This window comes from Arcticibacter eurypsychrophilus (genome assembly GCF_001730525.1).
Taxonomy (GTDB): Bacteria; Bacteroidota; Bacteroidia; order Sphingobacteriales; family Sphingobacteriaceae; genus Arcticibacter; species Arcticibacter eurypsychrophilus.
Window position 1 is genome coordinate 123,093 of record NZ_MDFN01000005.1, and the last position, 20,714, is coordinate 143,806.

The 20,714-nt window shown below is 37.8% G+C and carries 24 protein-coding genes and 1 tRNA gene; 19 read left to right on the forward strand and 6 right to left on the reverse strand.

Going from position 1 to position 20,714, the window contains the following annotated elements:
• Position 1: 1 nt before the first annotated feature.
• Positions 2–211, forward strand: a complete 210-nt coding sequence (gene xseB / locus BFL47_RS04430) for an exodeoxyribonuclease VII small subunit (protein ID WP_069658597.1) — start codon at positions 2–4, stop codon at positions 209–211.
• Here the strand turns inward: xseB and BFL47_RS04435 are convergent.
• On the reverse strand, positions 201–755 hold the full coding sequence (locus BFL47_RS04435) for a hypothetical protein (protein ID WP_069658598.1): 555 nt from the start codon (positions 753–755) through the stop codon (positions 201–203). The genes xseB and BFL47_RS04435 overlap by 11 nt on opposite strands.
• A gap of 89 nt (positions 756–844) precedes the next feature.
• On the reverse strand, positions 845–1,402 hold the full coding sequence (idi, locus tag BFL47_RS04440; RefSeq protein ID WP_069658599.1) for an isopentenyl-diphosphate Delta-isomerase: 558 nt from the start codon (positions 1,400–1,402) through the stop codon (positions 845–847).
• A gap of 93 nt (positions 1,403–1,495) precedes the next feature.
• Between idi and BFL47_RS04445 the strand changes: the two genes are divergently transcribed.
• On the forward strand, positions 1,496–2,113 hold the full coding sequence (locus tag BFL47_RS04445; protein ID WP_069658600.1) for a MarR family winged helix-turn-helix transcriptional regulator: 618 nt from the start codon (positions 1,496–1,498) through the stop codon (positions 2,111–2,113).
• A gap of 274 nt (positions 2,114–2,387) precedes the next feature.
• The gene (locus BFL47_RS04450) at positions 2,388–2,762 is read left to right on the forward strand and encodes a PH domain-containing protein (RefSeq protein ID WP_170827264.1); all 375 of its coding nucleotides are present in this window, start codon (positions 2,388–2,390) and stop codon (positions 2,760–2,762) included.
• Between the two features lie 24 nt (positions 2,763–2,786).
• Here the strand turns inward: BFL47_RS04450 and BFL47_RS04455 are convergent, their stop codons facing one another.
• Positions 2,787–3,224, reverse strand: a complete 438-nt coding sequence (locus BFL47_RS04455) for a DUF6526 family protein (RefSeq protein ID WP_069658601.1) — start codon at positions 3,222–3,224, stop codon at positions 2,787–2,789.
• A gap of 170 nt (positions 3,225–3,394) precedes the next feature.
• On the opposite strand from BFL47_RS04455, the gene BFL47_RS04460 reads away from it, so the two are divergent.
• The 13 genes from BFL47_RS04460 (at position 3,395) to BFL47_RS04520 (ending at position 17,192) form a co-directional block, all read left to right on the forward strand.
• A complete protein-coding gene (locus BFL47_RS04460; protein WP_069658644.1) occupies positions 3,395–5,272 on the forward strand; it encodes a M1 family metallopeptidase in 1,878 nt (625 codons plus the stop codon).
• Between the two features lie 22 nt (positions 5,273–5,294).
• Positions 5,295–7,328 carry a BatA domain-containing protein gene (locus tag BFL47_RS04465; protein ID WP_069658602.1) on the forward strand — a complete coding sequence of 678 codons (2,034 nt, stop codon included), beginning with the start codon at positions 5,295–5,297 and terminating at the stop codon, positions 7,326–7,328.
• A 7-nt stretch (positions 7,329–7,335) separates the two neighbouring features.
• The gene (locus tag BFL47_RS04470; RefSeq protein ID WP_069658603.1) at positions 7,336–8,604 is read left to right on the forward strand and encodes a dihydroorotase; all 1,269 of its coding nucleotides are present in this window, start codon (positions 7,336–7,338) and stop codon (positions 8,602–8,604) included.
• Positions 8,605–8,609: 5 nt separating this feature from the next.
• Complete coding sequence (locus BFL47_RS04475) at positions 8,610–9,284, forward strand: hypothetical protein (protein WP_069658604.1); 675 nt, start codon at positions 8,610–8,612, stop codon at positions 9,282–9,284.
• Entirely contained in the window at positions 9,284–9,871 is a 588-nt protein-coding gene (locus BFL47_RS04480) for a DUF4199 domain-containing protein (protein ID WP_069658605.1), read from the forward strand. Before BFL47_RS04475 ends, BFL47_RS04480 begins: the two co-directional genes overlap by 1 nt.
• Positions 9,872–9,888: 17 nt before the next feature.
• Positions 9,889–10,839 carry a glycosyltransferase family 2 protein gene (locus BFL47_RS04485; RefSeq protein ID WP_069658645.1) on the forward strand — a complete coding sequence of 317 codons (951 nt, stop codon included), beginning with the start codon at positions 9,889–9,891 and terminating at the stop codon, positions 10,837–10,839.
• On the forward strand, positions 10,839–11,810 hold the full coding sequence (locus BFL47_RS04490; RefSeq protein ID WP_069658606.1) for a glycosyltransferase: 972 nt from the start codon (positions 10,839–10,841) through the stop codon (positions 11,808–11,810). The genes BFL47_RS04485 and BFL47_RS04490 overlap by 1 nt, the downstream gene beginning before the upstream one ends.
• Entirely contained in the window at positions 11,807–12,595 is a 789-nt protein-coding gene (locus BFL47_RS04495; protein ID WP_069658607.1) for a hypothetical protein, read from the forward strand. Before BFL47_RS04490 ends, BFL47_RS04495 begins: the two co-directional genes overlap by 4 nt.
• 8 nt (positions 12,596–12,603) lie before the next feature.
• Entirely contained in the window at positions 12,604–14,103 is a 1,500-nt protein-coding gene (locus BFL47_RS04500; RefSeq protein ID WP_069658608.1) for a GH3 auxin-responsive promoter family protein, read from the forward strand.
• Between the two features lie 12 nt (positions 14,104–14,115).
• A complete protein-coding gene (locus BFL47_RS04505) occupies positions 14,116–15,270 on the forward strand; it encodes a 1-deoxy-D-xylulose-5-phosphate reductoisomerase (protein WP_069658609.1) in 1,155 nt (384 codons plus the stop codon).
• Between the two features lie 30 nt (positions 15,271–15,300).
• On the forward strand, positions 15,301–16,623 hold the full coding sequence (rseP, locus tag BFL47_RS04510) for an RIP metalloprotease RseP (RefSeq protein ID WP_069658610.1): 1,323 nt from the start codon (positions 15,301–15,303) through the stop codon (positions 16,621–16,623).
• 95 nt (positions 16,624–16,718) lie between these two features.
• Positions 16,719–16,798 (forward strand) — tRNA-Leu (locus BFL47_RS04515).
• A 157-nt stretch (positions 16,799–16,955) separates the two neighbouring features.
• On the forward strand, positions 16,956–17,192 hold the full coding sequence (locus BFL47_RS04520; RefSeq protein ID WP_069658611.1) for a hypothetical protein: 237 nt from the start codon (positions 16,956–16,958) through the stop codon (positions 17,190–17,192).
• Between the two features lie 328 nt (positions 17,193–17,520).
• On the opposite strand, the gene BFL47_RS04525 is transcribed toward BFL47_RS04520, so the two are convergent.
• Entirely contained in the window at positions 17,521–17,796 is a 276-nt protein-coding gene (locus BFL47_RS04525) for a hypothetical protein (RefSeq protein WP_069658612.1), read from the reverse strand.
• 101 nt (positions 17,797–17,897) lie between these two features.
• Here BFL47_RS04525 and BFL47_RS04530 point away from each other — a divergent pair, with 101 nt between their 5' ends.
• On the forward strand, positions 17,898–18,530 hold the full coding sequence (locus BFL47_RS04530) for a hypothetical protein (RefSeq protein ID WP_069658613.1): 633 nt from the start codon (positions 17,898–17,900) through the stop codon (positions 18,528–18,530).
• Positions 18,531–18,728: 198 nt separating this feature from the next.
• Here BFL47_RS04530 and BFL47_RS04535 read toward each other — a convergent pair whose 3' ends face one another.
• A complete protein-coding gene (locus BFL47_RS04535; protein ID WP_139125753.1) occupies positions 18,729–19,004 on the reverse strand; it encodes a MerR family transcriptional regulator in 276 nt (91 codons plus the stop codon).
• Positions 19,005–19,266: 262 nt separating this feature from the next.
• Positions 19,267–19,704 carry a hypothetical protein gene (locus tag BFL47_RS04540; protein WP_069658615.1) on the reverse strand — a complete coding sequence of 146 codons (438 nt, stop codon included), beginning with the start codon at positions 19,702–19,704 and terminating at the stop codon, positions 19,267–19,269.
• Between the two features lie 107 nt (positions 19,705–19,811).
• Here BFL47_RS04540 and BFL47_RS04545 point away from each other — a divergent pair, with 107 nt between their 5' ends.
• A complete protein-coding gene (locus BFL47_RS04545; protein ID WP_069658616.1) occupies positions 19,812–20,021 on the forward strand; it encodes a hypothetical protein in 210 nt (69 codons plus the stop codon).
• 436 nt (positions 20,022–20,457) lie between these two features.
• Positions 20,458–20,712 (forward strand): type II toxin-antitoxin system HicA family toxin, encoded by a 255-nt coding sequence (locus tag BFL47_RS20445; RefSeq protein WP_069658617.1) that lies wholly within the window; start codon positions 20,458–20,460, stop codon positions 20,710–20,712.
• Positions 20,713–20,714 lie beyond the last annotated feature (2 nt).

A 20,714-nucleotide genomic window follows, 5' to 3' on the forward strand; every position in this document is an offset into this window, starting at 1 on the left:
TATGACTGATGAACTAACTTACGAGAGTGCATATTCCGAACTGGATAAAATATATCAGGAGATCAACAACGAGCAGGTTTCTGTAGACCTTTTAGCCGAAAAAGTAAAGCGGGCAGCTGTACTGATCCAATTCTGTCAGTCCAAATTACGCACCACGGAAGATGAAATTAATAAGATTTTATCCGGAATACCGGATCAGACTAATCAATAGTCTGGATCACTAAATAAAAAGCAGAATAAATTTCACGAAGTAAAATCGGGTCTGTAATGCCCGCCTTTATTTTAAGTTCGAGAAAAGGGGCTTTCTCAGTACTATTTTCCATTGCGTATTCGACAATACCGAAGTCTAGATCCTGATAGCTGAGAAGAACTTTTCTTACCTTTTCATCAGCGAAAACCTCAACTGCTTTTACTTCACTGTTCGTTTTGACAATAAACTTTTCATCGAACTCAAGATAGCCAAGAACGACATCCTGCATGCCGAAAAACTTTCCTATTTCATCAATAAAACCTTGTTTATGAATGGAAAACCGAAATGGACTTCGGCCATACAAATAAGCACTAAAGGTTGTATATGCACTACCACTTTCAAAACCTCCACCTAAATCAATGCCCATATCCAACAGAATCCGTCTGCCAGCTTGATCCAGTACGACGTGATAATCTAAAAGGTCATTTGATGGACTAAAGTCTGCATTTACCTGATTCCATATTTGATCTTCGGTTTCTCCTGCAATTGTACGTTCTTCCTGCATTTTAATATATCGTATGTTTTTACTTAAACTAACAGGATGTGGTTAAGTTTGAAGAAAAAGATAATATTTATCCATGAATACGCATTTTGTTAGGCTATGTTTAAATGTTTTAAGTGAAATTTTAATTTGGGTAAAGCATGTTTAAACCAAAATGTGAAGCTTTTTTCATCTTTCTGTAGAGCCAGTTCAATATCTTCAAACGAGCACCATTTATATGCACTAGCTTCTAGAGGATTAGGATTTACATTCCCAGAGTAATATCCCAATAAAATATGATCATACTCGTGTTCAATTAAGCCATTTTTAAAACTATGCTTGTAAAGTAAGTGGTCAACAAGTTGAATATCGCACTCGAACCCCATTTCCAGGGGTAGTCTGACAGAGGCAGACTCAATAATGGATTGTTGAGGTCCAGGATGGCTACAACATGCATTCGTCCACAACCCTGCAGAATGATACTTTATTTTAGATCTTTTCTGCAAAAGCATTTTACCATCATCATTAATGATGAAGATGGAAAAGGCTCTATGAAGCAACCCTTTTTTATGTGCTTCAAGTTTTTCACAATAACCAACCTCCTTGTCGAATTGATCAACCAGTATGACATGGTGAGAAGCCGTTAAAAAAGAAATATCGTTATCAATCATATAATTTGTGTTGGTATGTAAATGTACTAATTTATGAATATAAATGTACTAATATTTCTTATCATTGTAAATATTCAAGTTAAATAAATTTTTATGTCTTATTTATTACTCCAAAAATTGATTGTCAGGGTAGAAGAGTTTGAAACTGAGAATAAAGATACGCTTAAAAGTGATGATATTCAGCTGTTTGCAAATTGGCTTCATCTTAAATTAGTAAAGGAAGATTCAGCTATTGAACCCGTCTGGGAAGGGAAGATAGAAGGACGGACTGCGGATAGCATTTTGAACAGTTTACTTCTTCATTTAAGCCGATACGCCAAACATTACAGCAAAATGGCCATCCAGGGATCGCCTTTCCGAACTATTGATGAGGTCATATTTTTGCTCAACCTGTTGCATTCTGGTCCTATGGGGAAGGTTCAATTAGTTGATCTTAACGTGTTGGACAAAACAACAGGAATACAAATTATAAATCGACTGCTTCAGCAGAATTTTATTGAAGAATATATTAATGAGCAGGATAGAAGGGCTAAAATTATCCGAATAACTCAGTATGGCTCAAAGGCATTAACTGAGGTGATGGCTAAAGTGCGAAAGGCAAGTCAAATTGTTTCAGGTAACATCAGCAATATGGAGAAATTTGAACTGATCACGCTGCTTCAAAAACTTGATTTGCATCATAAAAGTACTTTTAAGATGCAGGAGATTTAGGATCCAATGAGCATATTTTTTTATCATTTAAGGCACACTTAAGGGTCTTGAAAAAAGCAACATTATAATTGAGAAGGATGTAAATCCGAAATGATCTCCATTTTGTTTTCTTACCGAGCGGAGCAGGTGCGGAGAAGGTGCGGAGAAGGTGGAGATAAGGTGCAAAACAGATATATACAAGATAGTGTCAATATTAGTCAATCATAGCAGATAAATAATTATCCCAGCTTCTCATAATATGGTTACGTTTGCAGTAGAAAAATTACATATAAATATGGCATTATTTGATGGCTTAATGGGGCACGCATCCGAAGTTTCTCAGGATGCAATCGCGAAAGAATTTCAGCCCTTAATGATTGAAGGCGAATTTGTGGAAAAGGCTTTTCGATTGATACGCGACATGTTTGTTTTTACGAATAAGAGACTCATTTTGGTGAATAAACAAGGCATTACAGGTTCTAAAGTAGATTACTTGACTGTACCTTACACCAGCATTAAGAAATTTTCAAAAGAAAGTGCAGGAATCATGGATCTCGATGCAGATTTGAGAATTTGGATTGTAGGGGAGGAGCTCCCAATTAAAAAAGAGTTCAAAAGGGGAGATAGTATTAATGAAGTGTACCAGATCCTGAGCAAACATATTTTATAGCTGCAGAATAAAATTAGTGCGCTTTTATGCGCGCATGTAATCCGGGATCCAATGTTGAATCGCTTGTTTGATGACTTTTGGTTGTAAGTTTTCTTGAACAGTTCTCTTAATTAAAGGTATCAGTTCAGTGTTGGAAGCAAACCGTAAGGCTGCTATCTGGGAAAATGATAATTGATCTTCAATAATTTCAAATGGCTGACCGGTAAGTTGATAATACCGCAATCTCATTTCTAACCGAACAATCCGGTTCTGATTGTTTAGCGCATAATGCTGCCTTGTCATGAAGGAAAGCCATCCGATCAGGAACAGGATGGCAGTTATGAAACTGAATATAACGCGTTCTTCGGGCTGAGTAAATAAATAATACACACTGGAAATGGTAAGCGCCAGAATCAGGGGATAAAATATAAAATGATGAGGCACGTAGAATCTGATATGGTTTTTTATGTTTTGGTCTGACATTTTAGAATGTTTTTTTAAAAAACTAAGGTCGCTTAATTATTTCATACTAAAACAGACAGGAGACAGGTGTTGCTGTTTTAGTTTATTATTCTCAGATTTTCTCAAGTATTTAATTTATTTAAGAGTAATTTCCCAACTTAATACATACTTAAATGCCTTTCAGCTCAAATATGATAAAATTAGCGGGTTTCTTGTGTTTTTTTATCTCAATCTGCTCATTTACCATTGAAGCTCAGTCATTAAACGAAACCAGGGATATAAAAGATGCCTATATTAAAAATACAAGATCGATAGATGGTAGACCTGGTTCTAAGTATTGGCAAAATACGGCTACTTATGCTATTCGTATTAGTGCAGATCCACCATCACGCCTGATAAAAGGAACAGAAAAGATCTCCTATACCAATAATAGTCCCGATACATTAAATAAATTGGTTATTAAACTCATTCTTAATCAGCATAAACGTGGCGCGGCCCGATATGGTGATGTGGGTATGGATTACCTGACAGAAGGAATTGTAATAGATCGTTTTTCAATTGATGGTACCGATGGACAATGGGAGAATAACAATAATACCACATTGGTGGAAGTTCCGCTTGTAAACAGGGTTTTGCCGGGAGCGCATATCAACTTGAATTTTGATTGGCATTATGAGGTGTCCAAACAGTCAGGGAGAGAGGGAATGATAGATTCCACGACATTCTACCTGGGTTATTTTTATCCGCGTATTGCAGTTTACGATGATTATTTAGGCTGGGATAAAGTTGAATTTACTGGTGGTCCGGAATTTTACAATGATTTCAATCAATATAGCTTAAAAGTGAGTGTTCCTGCAAATTATGTAGTGTGGGCTACCGGAGTTTTAAAAAATCCGGAACAAGTATTGCAGACCGCTATCATAAAAAAGCTAAAGGTTGCTGCAACCGCTGATTCCACCATTAGCATTGCGAATAAAGAAGAGCTCAGTCAAAATAGAATTACCCTTCAGGCAGAAAGGAATGTCTGGCATTTTGAAGCTTCCAATGTTTCGGATGTTGCCCTTGGATTGAGCAATCATTATGTATGGGATGCATCAAGTGCAGTAGTCGATAATAAAACGGGACGCCGGGCAGAAATGCATGCGGCCTATTCAGATACTACTTCTGCATTCAGGAGCATCGTGCATGACGGAAGTTATGCCTTGAACTGGTATTCGCACAACTTTCCGGGTGTGCCTTATCCTTATCCTAAAATGACCGCGTTTGAAGGAAATGCGGATATGGAATTTCCCATGTTAGTTAATGATTCCTCAATTGATGGTCCGGAAGGGCGAAGGGTAACTGATCATGAAATTGCGCATTCCTGGTTTCCTTTCTATATGGGAACTAATGAAAGCCGGTATGCTTTTATGGATGAGGGATGGGCAACTACACTGGAACTCTTAATAGGCCGTTCTTTTTCAGATCCTAAGGCGGTAGATAAAACGTATAAACAGGGGAGGGTGAGTCATTGGGCTACTAATAAGTTAGCTGTTTCTCAAATTCCTATAATAACCCCTTCCAGCGAATTGAAAGAGGGCTATCGGCATAATGCATATGGGAAACCTTCGTTAGCTTATTTGGCATTAAAGGATCTGCTTGGTGATGATCTGTTTAAGAAGTCGCTTCATGCTTATATGGACAGGTGGAATGGCAAACATCCTATTCCCTGGGACTTCTTTTATACGTTTAATAATGTTTCTGGGAGATCGCTCAACTGGTTTTGGAATAACTGGTTTTTCTCCAGCAATTATATAGACCTTGCTATTGGTTCAGTTCAGAAAAACGCTAATGGATACACAGTCTCTATTGCTAATATTGGTGGGTTTGTCATCCCTTTTGATGTGTATCTTGAATTCACAGATGGATCGAGTCAAATCATTCATCAAACACCACAGATCTGGTTTGCGAATGAGAAAAAGGCAAGTCTTGCTCTTAAGACTCATAAGAAACTCAGGTCATTGCGGATAGATGGCAATCTTTTTATGGATAGTGATTTAAGGAATAACTCATGGACTGTAAATCCGTAATATTATTATGTAAATTTGAGTAATGCGATTTCTCCAACCTGAATTTTTGTTTGCGCTTTTTATGGTAGTGATTCCTGTGATCATCCATCTCTTCAATTTCAGGCAATATAAAAAGGTTTATTTTTCTAATGTGGCCTTGTTGAAAAGGGTGAGTCAGCAGACCACAGGAGCAAGGCAACTGAAACGTTATCTTCTTTTATTATGCAGGGTATTGACTATTGTGTTTTTGGTGTTCGCTTTTGCGCGTCCCTATATTCCATCAACTGTTGAAGGTCAAGCAGCTAGTCAAAATGTAGTAAGTATCTACATTGACAATTCATATAGTATGGAGGCCATTAATAGAGAAGGAACTTTATTGGATGAGGCAAAGCGAAAGGCAAAGGAAATAGCAGGGTCTTATGCCATAAATGATCGGTTTCAACTGATTACAAATGATTTTGACGGCATCCATCAGCGGTTAATGAGCCGGATTGATTTTACTGAGGCTGTGGATACGATAAAAATAAGTTCCATGAGCCGAAGTTTTAAGCAGATCATCAACAGGCAGAACCTGCTTTTTAAGGGATCAGCCTTTCTATCGACAGTTACCTATCTGCTTTCTGATTTCCAGAATAATATGAGGGATCAGAATACTATGGAGAAGGATACGACAAGTGTTTTTCGGCTTGTGCGACTTAAAGCGAATAAGCAGGCTAATATTTCTGTGGATTCGGTTTGGTTTCTATCACCATTGCATAAATCTGGCGGTGTGGAGCAATTGATTGTGCGTTTAAAAAATAATTCGGATACTCAAGCAGAGCAGGTTTCTTTAAAAGTGCTGATTAATGAACAACAAAAGGCGTTTGCAAGTGTGGAGATTGCAGCAAGGGGCATTAGTCTGGATACCTTGAAATTTAGCGGACTCAGCAATGGTTGGGAAGAAGGCAGGGTTGAGATAGCGGATAATCCGATTACGTTTGATGATCATTATTATTTTAGTTTTTATGTTCGGAAAGAGATCCCCTTACTCGTTATTTATGATCATCAAAAGAACTCCTATATTGATGCGGTTTATAGATCGGAACCCTTTTTTAAGGTTAATACCATATTACAAGGCAATGTAGACTACTCCCGGTTAAGTGAATATCCGTTGATTATACTTAGCGGAGTAGAAGAGATGACGGTAGGATTGGCTCAGCAACTCAATCAGTATGTCAGGAATGGAGGTGATTTAGTAGTTTTCCCTTCTGAAACAAATAAACTAACGGGTTTGCAAACATTAACCACTGCATTAGGCATTAACCGGCCTGTAGAGGTGATCAGGTTCCGCAGGAAAGTGAATAAGATTGATGTGAAGAATCCACTGTTTAAGGGGGTCTTTAAATTGTTACCCCGGAATATAAGTCTTCCATTTGCTTTGGCATATATTCGTTATCCGGGTAATGGCAGGAATCTGCTGGAATTAGAAGATCAGATTCCTTTTTTGTCTCAACATCATGTGCAACAGGGAACGGTGTACTTATCTGCAGTAGCGTTGAATGAAAAAAGCAGTAATCTGGTCAGGCATTCTTTATTTGTTCCTATCCTATTTCAATTCGCTTTCACCAGTTTAAACGATCAGGCTTTATCTTATACTCCGGGAAAAGATCTGTATATTGAAATAAACCCCAAAGGATTCAATGCAAACCAAAGCCTGCGGTTAAGGAATAAGGATAAGGAGATCATCCCTGATTTTAGAAAAACAGAAAAGGGCAGGAGGTTGTTCATTTCAGATCAGGGTATGAAGTCAGGGATCTATAGACTCACAAGTGGAGATAGTTTACTTGCAAAGGTTGCATTCAATGATAATCGTTCAGAATCAGATTTAAGCTACCTGAATGATGCTGAACTGAAGAAAATTTTTAAGAGCGAATCGTTAAAATTATTCGAACCGGGAACGAAATCTTTGTCCTCGGAAATAAAAGCAGTAAATTTTGGTGTGCAGTTGTGGAAACTTTGTCTAATTTTATCGCTGGTTTCCGTTGCTGCGGAAATTCTTCTTCTGCGGTATTACAGGCAGATGAACATAAAAAATTAATGATCAAATGAATAAACTACTCTTTCGCTCAGCCACTCTTATTCATCCGGAATCTAAATTTCATAATCAAGTTGTGGATCTATTGATATTAGATGGAAAGATTGAAGATATAGCCCGTACAATTGATGTAAGCGGTGATGATTTAGAAATTATAAATGCGGAAGGTTGCTTTATATCAACTGGCTTTTTTGACCTGAATGCGAATTTCGGTGAACCTGGGAATGAAACATGTGAAGATCTAATAAGTGGGACCAGCACAGCTGTTGCCGGAGGATTTACGGGTATCGCTTTACAACCGGCTACAGATCCTCCCGTACATTCGAAAGCAGGAGTATCTTATATATTGAATCGGACGAGTAGTTATTTGACAGATGTTTATCCACTGGGGTGCATCAGTTATAACAGGGCGGGTAAAGATCTGGCTGAACTGTATGATATGAAGCTTGCCGGGGCAATGGCATTTACGGATGGCACGAGTCCGATCAATGATTCAGGACTGATGAGCAGGGCGTTATTATATGTAAAAGGTTTTGGCGGACTTATCTTTTCATATCCTGAGGACACCTCTATAGCCGGAAAGGGCAGAATGAACGAAGGAATTGTAAGTACTTATCTCGGGATGAAGGGGATTCCTAATTTAGCAGAGGAGGTATCTATCTCACGTGACCTGTATCTGGCAGAATATAATGAATCTAAAATTCATTTTAGCACGATATCCTGTGCCGGGAGTGTCGAACTGATCCGCAAAGCAAAGGAGAAAGGTATTCAGGTAACCTGTGATGTTGCTGTGCATCATTTGGTGCTGACAGATGAAGCATTATCAGGTTTTGATACCCAATATAAAGTCAAGCCCCCTTTAAGAACACAAAAAGATGTAGATGCACTGATTGAGGGTCTCGAGGATGGTACAATTGATGCAATCGTATCGCAGCATACCCCACATGAAATTGAGTTTAAAGATGTAGAATTTGAAATAGCCTCTTTTGGGATTATTGGATTACAAACCGCATTACCTTTAGCATTAAAAGCAGGTTTATCACCTGAATTAATCGTTGAAAAGATGGCCATCAATCCACGCCAGATCCTTCATGTTTCTTTACCGGGATTTGAAAAGGGTGACGAGGTGAATCTGGTGTTGTTCAATCCAGAGGAAGAGTGGACATTCGAGGCATCAACAAATAAATCTAAATCAGCTAATTCGCCTTTTATGAATCAAAAACTAAAAGGGAAGGTGCTGGCAGTGTGTAATAAAAAACAGTTTTATTATCAACAATAAATACTATGGACAGACAGATCGAAAAGGCAATAGTTGCCGCGTTAGAACAATTTGAGAATATTACAGGAAAATCAATTGCTGAGTTTCAGGATAAAGTTAATTCTGTATTCGAATCTGAGAAAGGCTTCATGGATAAGGTTGCTGATTTAGACGCAACGTTTGATGATGAACCTGCTCTGGAGAATTTGAGGGAAGTATTTTTTGACTTACTCATGGTAAACTTCTTTTCGGAAGACGTCCATAAACTGGCAGATGATTATCTGGAAACTCCGGAATGGGAAGAAATTGAAGAGGCGACAATTGATCGTGGTACAGAACTTTTGAATGTGTTGTTGTACATTCAGGAGTGTGAAGATGAAGATATTCAACCAGATCTGGAAGACTTTTTGAAAGAGTTTTTATTAGTAGATGAAGATGAATTTCAAGATGAGCATCGGATCTATGAAGAAATGATATCTAACCAGATATTAATGGAAAGCAGTATTGAAGAAATAAGTAAAGTTGCTGCAACACTTCCAGAGGATTCAGAACTTAAAGATTTATTTTATCCAATAATGAGTTTCTTTTTCGAGACTAATCCAGAAGAGGATGATGTGGAGACTGTAGTTATTTATAGTGATGATGCTGAGTTTGATGCTCCAGTATATTCATTATTGATCGCTTTTAATGAAGCAGACTAGTGGCTGAAATAAAATTAGATCAGAAAAAATTAAAAAAAACGGGGGCTATTTATGGCCTAATACTCGGTATAATTATGATACTGGCTGGCATGATCTCTTTCTACTTGATGTCAAGCACCTCTAATCTGGCCGTTGTTGTGGGAACACCTATCGTTTTTTCAATACTACTGCCGCTCGTAGCGGCAGTAGTATTGATTCTTAATTTAAGAAAAAAAATAAACGGATATTGGGATCTGCGTCAGGCTACTACAGGTATTTTTATCTTGTTTCTTGTGGCTTATTTCGTTTCAACAACCGGGAATATTGCTTATATAAAAGCAGCTGGACCTGGTTTAAAGGTGAAAACGAAAGAGAATCTAATCCGGGTGACTTCTTCGTTTTTAGAAAAGCAAGGTGCGGATCAGGTTGAAATAGATGCTGCAGTAGATAAAGTAAACGCAGGATTTGCTGAAAGTCCGGATTTGAAGATTGGTGATGTTATAATGGGCTATTTGCAAGCTGTCATTATTATCTTTGTAGCCGCATTAGTATTTGCTGCAATTTTTAAAAGAGAACCTCCTGTGTATTTCAAGTCAGGGGACGAATAAACATGTCAAACTCAAAAATAGATATATCTGTAGTTATACCCTTATTTAACGAAGAGGAATCATTGCCAGAATTGGTTGAATGGAATTGCAGGGTAATGGAAGCTCATCATTTTATTTTCGAAATTATTTTAATAGATGATGGAAGTACAGACCGTTCCTGGGAAGTAATCGAAGAGCTTAAAAAACAGACTCCACAGTTGAGGGGTATTAAGTTCAGACGTAATTATGGTAAATCTGCTGCATTAAATGTAGGATTTGAAGCTGCGCAGGGAAATGTAGTCATTACGATGGATGCCGATCTTCAGGATAGTCCGGATGAAATTCCACTATTGTATAGCCGGATTATGGATGAAAAATATGACTTGATCTCCGGTTGGAAGAAGAAAAGGCATGATCCTTTTACTAAAACCATCCCGACTAAGTTATTTAATTCAGCCACCCGGAGAATGTCGGGGATCCATAACTTACACGACTTCAATTGCGGTTTAAAAGCGTACCGGAGAGATGTGATTAAGAATATTGAAGTATATGGGGAAATGCACCGTTATATACCTGTTCTTGCAAAATGGGCTGGCTTTAAAAAAATAGATGAACAAGTAGTGGAGCATCATCCACGAAAATATGGTACAACAAAATTTGGATTGAGTCGCTTTATAAATGGATTTTTAGACTTACTATCTATACTATTTGTCGGGAAATTCAGTAAAAGACCGATGCACTTTTTCGGTTCGATGGGGGTGCTCAGCTTTTTTACAGGTACTATTATTTCGATATGGCTGATAGGAGAAAAATTATATGAAATTTCCCTTGGTTTAAAATTTAGGAATGCGACCGATCAACCCTTATTTTTTATCGCTTTAGTGGCTATTATAGTTGGATTTCAATTGTTTCTGACTGGATTTGTAGCTGAACTGGTGTCCAGGAATTCATCAGAACGCAATAGTTACCAAATTGAGAGAGAGGTCTGATGTTCTTTTCAATAATCATACCTGTATATAACAGGCCACAAGAACTAGATGAGCTGTTGTACACGCTTACCCTTCAAACGTATAAACAGTTTGAAGTATTAGTTATTGAAGATGGATCAAAGATTGATGCCCGGCCTATTATTGCGGAGTATGCCGATAAGCTGGACCTTCATTATTACGTAAAACAAAATGAGGGGCAGGGGTTTGCGCGTAATTATGCATTTACGAGGGCCAGGGGTGATTACTTTGTAATTTTTGACTCGGATTGTTTAATTCCATCCGATTATTTAGAAATCGTATCTGCCTATCTCCTGAAGCATCAGCTGGATGCTTATGGCGGACCGGATGCGGCACATTCTTCCTTCACGGCCATACAAAAAGCGATCAGCTATTCGATGACATCACCCTTTACGACAGGGGGAATCAGGGGAAACAAAAAGCGAATAGGAGGTTCCTTCCATCCAAGGAGTTTTAACATGGGGATTTCTCGTCATGTTTGGGAAGCAACAAAGGGATTTATTTTGACGCGATTAGGGGAGGATATTGAATATAGTATTCGGATTCAGTCGCTTGGGTTTAAAACGGGTTTGATACCAGATGCAGTGGTTTATCATAAGCGCAGGACAAATTTTCTGCAGTTTTACAAGCAGCTGTATTTTTTTGGAAGAGCAAGGATTAATATTTATAAATTTTTTCCCTCAGAGTTAAAAGTGGTACATTTCTTTCCTGCTTTGTTTACATTATTTGTTATTTTTACAGCGCTTGCAAACGCGCTAAGCTTGAGAATAGCGGGTATAGGTAACTATATGATTGCGTTATATATACTGCTAATTTTCTTTCATTCCTGGAATGCGAATAAATCGGCTAAGGTGGCGTTTTTAAGCATAATTTCTGCCTTTGTTCAGCTTATAGCGTATGGGTTGGGTTTTATGCAGGATTTTTGGAGGAAAATAATTCTTAAACATTCATGATTGAATTTCTAAAGGAGAGCACATTTGCCGTTAATGATGTGATCCGTGTTGCTTGGAAAGTGCTTAAAATCCAATATTTAAAAATATTGGGATTGTGCCTTATTATGTTCGTGGTTTTTAACTTATCAGGTATATTATCCATTTTTATCAGTGGAATAAATATTGGGTTAAGTATTTTCATGATGCTTATTTTTATCCTGGCCTATTTCGGTTTTCAGCTCACCCTTTTTAAATTCATTCTTAAGGTATTGGATGAACCCGATCATGAAGTTTACGTAAAAGATTCTTTTCCTACGACTAAGCAGATTTTCAAGTTCCTTATCGCTACTTTTTACTTTGTGCTTTGCATTTTAATCGTGTATGGGATTATTATTATGATTGTGCTACCTTTTGTATTTGTTCGGATTCCGATGAATATTTTAACTCAGGTAGCCACATCATTAGGAGTATTGGGAATTATATTTACATGGATCCGTATATCATTTTTTCCATTTTTTATCATAGACCGGGATTGTTCCCCTTTTAAATCTATACGTTTTAGTATGGCTATTACCCGTGGGAACTTCACTAAGTTGCTGATGCTATTGATGTTACTGGCGATATTTCAGGGACTGTACATTGTTATTTATTCTGAAAAGGATATGCTTTCTGCCGTATTCATTAACCTGGTTAACTCATTATTAATTATTCCTCTTTCGAGCGTGGCGATTGCTGTGGCTTATCGTAAAATGATGAATGAGTACCAGGGAGAAGAAGATCCGGGGATTATGGGTAATATTATTTAATCTGCGCTATGGGACTAAAGGCCATTCTCAGTAAACCATTCGCAGCGTTTGCCGTTTACCAAATTAACCAATGGAAAAATAAAGCAGTAGAAGTTCAGCATGAGGTGATGTTATCTTTAGTAAAAGATGCGTCGCTTACTGCGTTTGGTAAGGATCATGATTTTTCTTCAATTAAATCCTATCATGATTTTAAGCGTCAGATTCCGATTTGTGATTATGAAGGACTTCGTCCTTATATTGAACGAGTTGTAAATGGTGAGGAAGATGTGATGTGGAAAGGAAAGCCAACATACTTTGCTAAGACATCGGGTACGACATCAGGAGTAAAATATATTCCGATTTCAAAAGAGTCGATGCCTGAGCATATCAAGGCAGCCCGAAATGCGTTGTTAACTTACATTCATGAAACAGGTAAAACAGACTTTATAGATGGTAAAATGATCTTTCTGCAGGGGAGTCCTATTTTAACAAAGAAACATGGGATATCAGTAGGAAGATTATCAGGCATTGTTGCACATCTTGTACCGGCTTATCTTCAGAAAAACAGACTCCCTTCCTATGAAACGAACTGTATTGAAGATTGGGAAGAGAAAGTAGATGCGATTGTGGAGGAGACATTTAACGCCGATTTGCGTTTAATATCAGGAATACCCCCATGGGTGCAAATGTACTTTGACCGTTTATCTGACAAAGCGGGGGGCAAGAAAATTAAAGAGATTTTTAAAAACTTTAATCTTTTTGTTTATGGAGGGGTCAACTTTGAGCCGTATCGGAGTCGGATGGAAGAAGTTATTGGCCGTAAAATAGATTCTATTGAAACTTATCCGGCATCGGAGGGGTTTATTGCTTATCAGGATTCGCAAACGGAGAAAGGGTTGTTATTACAGGTTCATGCAGGGATGTTTTATGAGTTTATACCTGCAGAAGAGTATTACAATGAAAATCCTTCGCGGTTATCTTTAGGAGAGGTGGAGTTGGACGTGAATTATGCATTGATTTTGAATACAAACGCAGGTCTTTGGGGATACAGTATCGGGGATACAGTAAAATTTGTTTCTAAAAATCCATATCGGATTTTAGTAACAGGCCGGATTAAGCATTATATCTCTGCATTTGGGGAACATGTAATTGGAGAAGAGGTGGAGTGTTCTTTAATGGAAGCTGCATTGGATGAGGGACTGGAAATTGTCGAGTTTACGGTAGCACCTCAGGTAACTCCGGCGGTAGGGGAGCTCCCTTATCATGAATGGTTTATCGAGTTTGCTAAACCTCCTCAGGATTTGGCTGGTTTTAGCAAAAAGGTTGACCAGGTCATGCAAAAGAAGAATATTTATTATTATGATTTAATAAAAGGGAGTATTTTGCAACCGTTAATCATCCGAAGTCTTCAGCCTGGAAGTTTTCAGAGCTACATGAAAAAAGAGGGTAAATTAGGGGGACAAAATAAGGTGCCCAGGCTATCTAACGATCGCAATATTGCGGATAAGCTAATCACTTTCATTCTTTAAAATAAATTAATATTGAAACATATAGCGATATTAGGATCTACGGGTAGTATAGGAACTCAGGCATTAGAAGTAATCCGAGATCATCCTGAATTATTTAAAGTATCCGTTTTAAGTGCCGGAAACAATGCCGGTTTACTCATTGAGCAGGCTTTGGAGTTTCATCCAGCTCAAGTAGTCATTGGAGATGAGCAAAAATATGAGGAAGTAAAGCAGGCATTAGCAGGGACAGGGATTCAGGTGCTTGCCGGAGAAGAGGCATTAATTGAATCGGTTAAACTGCCGGTTATCGATGTGGTACTCACTGCAGTAGTGGGTTTTTGTGGATTGCGTCCAACTATTGCAGCCATTGAGGCGGGTAAACATATTGCTTTGGCAAATAAAGAAACCTTAGTGGTTGCTGGTGAGTTGATAAATGCTTTGGCCAAGAAAAATAAAGTGTCTATTCTTCCTGTCGATTCGGAGCATTCCGCTATATTTCAATGTTTGCAGGGGGAGGCGGCTAATCAAGTAGAAAAGATTTATCTTACCGCTTCGGGTGGTCCATTCAGGGGTAAAAAGAGTGATTTTTTAGCATCTGTAACCAAAAAGGAAGCATTAAAACATCCGAACTGGACGATGGGGGCTAAGATTACGATTGATTCTGCAACCTTGATGAATAAAGGTCTGGAGGTTATTGAAGCAAAATGGCTATTTGATCTGGAGCCTACCCAAATTGATGTGATCATTCATCCGCAATCAGTTATTCATTCTATTGCACAATTTCAGGATGGATCGATGAAAGCTCAAATGGGGTTACCCGACATGAAGCTTCCGATTCAATATGCATTAGGTTATCCGGATAGAATATTAAACTCATTTCCGCGTTTTGATTTTATAAAATATGCACAGCTTACATTTGAGCAGCCTGACCTTAGTACATTTAGAAGTCTGGGATTCGCCTTTGAAGCCATGGAGAGAGGTGGAAATGTCCCTTGTATCATGAATGCAGCAAACGAAGTTGTGGTACGCGCTTTTCTGAACGATGAGCTCGGTTTTTTAGAGATGAGCGAGGTGATAGAAAGATGTATGAATGAAGTTTCCTATATTCGCGATCCGAATTTGGTTGATTTTATGGAGACAGATGAGGAAACTAGAAAAATTGCCATGCATTTGGTAACAAATTATTAAAGAATTATTCTAATAGAATTTATAAGTAATATGGATGGATTGGTTATGACGGGACAGCTTTTGCTGGGCCTTTCAATATTAATAATACTTCACGAGGCAGGGCACTTTTTTGCCGCACGAGCTTTCGGAATTAAAGTGGAAAAGTTTTACCTGTTCTTTGATGCATGGGGATTTAAGTTATTCAGTTTTACATATAAAGGATGCGAATACGGAATGGGGTGGCTTCCCTTAGGAGGTTATGTTAAGATAGCCGGAATGATCGACGAGTCGATGGATACGGAACAACTTGCCGGAGAGCCTCAGCCTTGGGAATTTCGTTCAAAGCCAGCCTGGCAACGGTTAATAGTGATGCTTGCTGGTGTTACAGTTAATATTGTTTTGGGTATGTTCATATTCTGGATGCTTACCTTTAAATTGGGTGAGACCTACATTCCTAATGATAAATTGGTGAGTGGAATTGTTCCGGGTAAGATTGGAAAATCAATAGGCCTGGAAACAGGGGATCGAATTGAAGCTGTTAATGGGGCTAGGGTAGTTCGTTTTGAGGAATTAACCAGTTCGAAAGTATTATTAGGAGGTGGAGATCTTACTGTAGTAAGAGGCTCCCAAACGAAGCAAATTCATGTTCCTGGAAATATCCTTGATCAGGTAGCAGACTACGGTATTGCTGAATTTATTCAGCCTAGGACTACGATAAGTAGGGTAAATGATGTGTTGCCTAACAGCAATGCAGGAGCTGCAGGATTTGAAAAGGGTGATAGTATTCTTAGTGTTAACAGTAAACTGATTACTTATTTTGACGAGTTTCAAGGTCAGATGCAAGTTAATAAGGGGAATAAAGTGAATGTAAACGTTTGGCGTAATAGCCAGGTGCTTACTTTAACTCCTGTAGTAAATGAGGAGGGCTTAATTGGCATATCGCTAGATTCGAATCTTCCTACTGAAAGTTTGAAACACGGTCTTTTTGCATCGCTTCCTATAGGCGCATCAAAAGCATGGGGATTGTTCACTGATAATGCCAAGGGGATAGGAAAGGTGGTAACCGGTAAAGTTAACGCACAGAAAGCATTTACAGGCCCTGTAGGGATTGCGAATATGTTCGGTGGAACAGTAGACTGGATTAGGTTCTGGACTCTGGTAGGGTTGCTTTCTATGGCATTGGCTTTAATGAATTTGTTACCTATTCCGGCATTGGACGGAGGGCATTCTTTGTTTCTACTTGTGGAAATGGTGAAGGGAAGTCCGCTTAGTGATAAGTTTATGGAGCGGGCTCAACTGGTCGGTTTTGTGATTATTGTGGCATTAATGGTGTTCGTATTGGGGAATGACATTTTTAAATATGTAATTAAATAAGGTAATTTGCTGGCTGTCAGAGGTGTCAGACTATTCGTAATATTTGTTGCAAATATGGGATGGAATAGATAGATTTGCAGCCGCTAACAAGCAATGCCCAGCTGGCGGAATTGGTAGACGCGCTGGTCTCAAACACCTGTGGGAAACCGTGCCGGTTCGACTCCGGCGCTGGGTACAATTAACCGTCTTAGATACATTCTAAGGCGGTTTTTTGATTTCTACATACAGTTTTCCATACACTAGTTGCTAAGATTTCATTAACTAAGGCTTTCAGCGTGCAATACATTGAATGCTGATATCGTTCAAGCTCATTTATAGATTGATAATCTTTTATGAAGAAAGTAACCTTCAAAGCATGGTTTATAGATGGAGACAAAGAAATTGAAATAACGGAGGGTATAGCAGGAGGTCGAATGTTCCAAGTTTTGCAGGACAACTATTATATCGCTCAAATATTCATGACTAAGCTTTACGGTTGGGGCTGGCATACACCTGAGAAGGCAGAATTGCAATCAGCAGATTTATATGTACTGATTGAAATTATAGAAGCAAACTGGGAAATTGATTAATAAACTATTTATTACACGCGGTGCAATTACTTTTTACGTAGACATGCACTTACATAAGGTTTAGGAAAATGCCCTTGAAGGTCTCATACCTTTTTATACCTTTTTACCCCTCAATAACCTCTATTTGTCAGTCAAAAACACGAATATTTGCACCATATTAACACCATGATATGAAATCGGGGTTTAAAGTGCTGCATTATAGTGTGTTACAAGAAATAAAATTAGTCCCTATGGCTCCACGTATCATAAAAAAAAGCCAATCATCCCTGAAAGGCTCCCTAAGAAGTCAATATATCATGCAAGGCGTTTTGTCGCCTGGATTAGTTAGCTACCCTTTATAATAATCCGATTCAATGAATGCCTCAACATCTTTGCGCTTAAATAGCAAAGTGCCTGTTTTCTTACTGTACCCTATGGCGAACTTGTTATCGTTCAACCAAGTATTACCACGATCAAGCATAGCCATGACCTCCTGAGAGTTTAAATAGGGTTTCTTTGCGTCCTTTGCTTCGGCTATTGCGGAAAGAACTGTTTCTTTTAGGTCTTGGATCTCCGTCAAGAGCTTCTCCATTGTTGCTGTTTCAATGATTGTTAATCCTTGCATAATATTTCTTCTTTATGTTCTAATATACGACCTATGAATAATTAAAGCAATACCGTTGAATTAAACACTACATTGCCGGCTATTTAAGAACCTTATCAAACATGAAAAAACAATTACTATTACTATTAATTCTGTTACCTACAATACTGCTTGCGCAGGCAAAGAAAGCTCCGATCAAAAAAAGTCCTGTTAAATTAACAGAAATCCAGCAAACAAAAATAAATGCCCAAAGATGGTTTAAAGATGTGTATATAGAAAGTTATTTCAAAGACCCATACAGCTACAAATTACTAAAATGCACTATATATCCGGAAACTTACAAAGAGTCCTTAAAATCCATTTTGACCTATGCTCAATTAGATAGTATTAAAAGTGACACTTCAAGCAGTTTTTCAAAGTATAAATTACGATTATCCGAATATAACTATAAAATGAAGTCGGCAAGTAGATTTACTAAAAGGGATTCTTCGAGTGCAAGGTATGATCAAAAGGAAGTAGCGACCTTATTAGCGAACCATACAGACGCAATGGAAAAAATAAGCGATATAAGATCGAAACTTTCAACTCTTACAGTGTCCAGTGCTAACAGGATAGTTTCTTACATGGTTTTGTTAGATTGCTATAGTAATAACAGCTATGGAAACAGAATACTAGGAAAATTTAGTTTTTATTATGGGAAGTCAGGTATTGTCAGATATCCAGTTCAACTAAATGCTGTTGATGATAACGATTAGTGTTAGTCATAAGCCAAAAATATAGACCTCTTGCATACCATGCATGGGGTCTATATAGGTTAATGTATTATTTGTCAGCCACTTATACCTAAGTCAATAAAAAACTGTAGCACAGTTGTAACAAAACAGCGAAAAACGCATAAAAAAGCCCTGTTTTCACAAGGCATTACCGGATTTACTAAAGGTGCTTTTTTGTCTTTATTCATTTACCATTAAGTGCGAATGTCTATTGCTGGATACCGCAAGAGCATCAAGCTCTAATCTGCTGATACGATAAGTAAACTTACCGCTCTGATCTCTTTGTGGCTGTATTAGCTTCTTGTTCATCCAGTTTTCTACAGTTGCACGACCAAACAGTTTACAAGCTTCTGCTTTGCTTATGAAAGGTTTTGATATACCTAAGTCGGTTATTGCTTTCTTTGCGCCTACTTCTGCAGCATCTACCATGAGTGCGCGAAGTTGAGTGAGTGACATTGTAACGTTGTTAATGTGCATAGTTTTTTGTGATTTAGAATAGAAAGGTAGTTGTAATTATTGATGAAGTGAAGAATAATTTTAGCTAAGGTTAGACCCCTTGCACATTAAGGTAGTGCTCTATGGTGCTTAAATATTTGTCCATTAGATGCTTAAGAATGAGCCTATTAAAACTGTAGCACTTTTGTAACACAACTTTTTATGAAATAAAATAAGCCTCACATCAAAATGTAAAGCTTATTTAGAAAAATGGTGTAATTAATTACCGTTGGCTCATGTAAGTTTTAATCTCTTCCTCCTCGAATCGATTAATGTCGTATAGAATGCCATCAATAGCAGAAGATATATCATCAATTACTTTGCTCTCTTTCTCAATCGTCCTAAACATACCGGTTAAAGCTTGATATGTGGCGAAAGCCTCAGGATCACTTTTCATCAGTAGTTCAAATGCTTTGTCAATGTCTTTATAGAATCTTACCTGAGGGATTGCACTTACTATACTGCCAAATACATCAGATAAAGGATAGTATTCGCATTTAAGCTGATCCATAAAGTTATCCTGTTCTGTTGGTGTGGTGTTCCTGGCTTTGAATGTCTGTTCAGCTAATTGATTGATTAGGATTCTACGCTCTTTAGAGATAATAGATGCACATTCAATGTCTAAAAGTCCGTTTTTTGTTGATACTGGTGACTGGTTCATAATTATGTTTGATTATTTAGTTCTCAAACGTACACACTTTTATACACATTTTGTAAATTATGTACACAAAACTTTACACATTAGGCTTTTTTATATATTTTCGCCCTATGAACGTAAAAGAGTTTCTTTTAACTGAAAAAAAGATCAACCTTTCAGCTATTGCTTGGGAAATGTGGCCTGATAATAAGGGGGCGCATTCTTATCTGAGTAGAAAGTTAAATAATATTGATGGTAGGACGTTTACTGATAAGGATTCTGCTCTAGCTTTAAAGGTGCTAAAGAATTTAGGCATTAAGATTGATGAGTTAACTCCTTAATTTTCAAAGTGCTAATTGGAAATTAGCTATCCGAAAAACGGACACGTTAGCCTGCCGGCGGATCAAGAAAGAATCTCTCCCTTTTTATAGTGTAACATTATGTATTTCGTTCCCTTCATAATTGATGTGCGTGATCTTGACGTATATGCTTGCTATCTCTTTTTATAGTGTGGAATTACGTAGAACTATTTTCTTTTTTATGTGTGGCATTATGTTCCATACATGGGATTTTCCCGTATATGCTGCCGGCAAAGAGGGTGGATTATTTCAAAGACGAGATTCAAGGTTAGCTTCCAAATTGATTTTCATTGACCTCATTCCCTTTCGCAAAGAGGTTATTATTTTTTATCCATAAAACATTTTTAAAATATTTTACATTTTCTCTATATAGTATTACAAATAAAATTGTATTATTGTAACTAAACCTTAGTTACAAGTGAGTAAAGCAGAGAAGTTAATAGAAAGATTTAAGAGCGTTCCTGCTGATTTTACTTGGGCTGAGATTAAGTCTGTATTGGGGATATTGGGGTTTGAGGAGATAGGCACAGGCAAAACATCGGGATCAAGATGTAGGTTTATAAATAGCAATAAAGTTGTTATTTTGTTACATAAACCTCATCCTGGTAGCATTGTGAAGAAGTATGCTATTGTAGATACTATACATACTTTGGAAATGCACGGTATAATTTAGAT

Bases quoted from the DNA above. Each gene is read 5' to 3' on its own strand.
- BFL47_RS04465 (WP_069658602.1), top strand. From the start codon at position 5,295: ATGCGATTTCTCCAACCTGAATTTTTGTTTGCGCTTTTTATGGTAGTG.
- BFL47_RS04500 (WP_069658608.1), top strand. From the start codon at position 12,604: ATGGGACTAAAGGCCATTCTCAGTAAACCATTCGCAGCGTTTGCCGTT.
- BFL47_RS04490 (WP_069658606.1), top strand. From the start codon at position 10,839: ATGTTCTTTTCAATAATCATACCTGTATATAACAGGCCACAAGAACTA.
- BFL47_RS04520 (WP_069658611.1), top strand. From the start codon at position 16,956: ATGAAGAAAGTAACCTTCAAAGCATGGTTTATAGATGGAGACAAAGAA.
- BFL47_RS04495 (WP_069658607.1), top strand. From the start codon at position 11,807: ATGATTGAATTTCTAAAGGAGAGCACATTTGCCGTTAATGATGTGATC.
- BFL47_RS04475 (WP_069658604.1), top strand. From the start codon at position 8,610: ATGGACAGACAGATCGAAAAGGCAATAGTTGCCGCGTTAGAACAATTT.
- BFL47_RS04455 (WP_069658601.1), bottom strand. From the start codon at position 3,224: ATGTCAGACCAAAACATAAAAAACCATATCAGATTCTACGTGCCTCAT.
- BFL47_RS04445 (WP_069658600.1), top strand. From the start codon at position 1,496: ATGTCTTATTTATTACTCCAAAAATTGATTGTCAGGGTAGAAGAGTTT.
- BFL47_RS04545 (WP_069658616.1), top strand. From the start codon at position 19,812: ATGAACGTAAAAGAGTTTCTTTTAACTGAAAAAAAGATCAACCTTTCA.
- BFL47_RS04525 (WP_069658612.1), bottom strand. From the start codon at position 17,796: ATGCAAGGATTAACAATCATTGAAACAGCAACAATGGAGAAGCTCTTG.
- idi (WP_069658599.1), bottom strand. From the start codon at position 1,402: ATGATTGATAACGATATTTCTTTTTTAACGGCTTCTCACCATGTCATA.
- BFL47_RS04435 (WP_069658598.1), bottom strand. From the start codon at position 755: ATGCAGGAAGAACGTACAATTGCAGGAGAAACCGAAGATCAAATATGG.
- BFL47_RS04530 (WP_069658613.1), top strand. From the start codon at position 17,898: ATGAAAAAACAATTACTATTACTATTAATTCTGTTACCTACAATACTG.
- BFL47_RS04470 (WP_069658603.1), top strand. From the start codon at position 7,336: ATGAATAAACTACTCTTTCGCTCAGCCACTCTTATTCATCCGGAATCT.
- BFL47_RS04450 (WP_170827264.1), top strand. From the start codon at position 2,388: ATGGCATTATTTGATGGCTTAATGGGGCACGCATCCGAAGTTTCTCAG.
- BFL47_RS04460 (WP_069658644.1), top strand. From the start codon at position 3,395: ATGATAAAATTAGCGGGTTTCTTGTGTTTTTTTATCTCAATCTGCTCA.
- rseP (WP_069658610.1), top strand. From the start codon at position 15,301: ATGGATGGATTGGTTATGACGGGACAGCTTTTGCTGGGCCTTTCAATA.
- BFL47_RS04535 (WP_139125753.1), bottom strand. From the start codon at position 19,004: ATGTCACTCACTCAACTTCGCGCACTCATGGTAGATGCTGCAGAAGTA.
- BFL47_RS04540 (WP_069658615.1), bottom strand. From the start codon at position 19,704: ATGAACCAGTCACCAGTATCAACAAAAAACGGACTTTTAGACATTGAA.
- xseB (WP_069658597.1), top strand. From the start codon at position 2: ATGACTGATGAACTAACTTACGAGAGTGCATATTCCGAACTGGATAAA.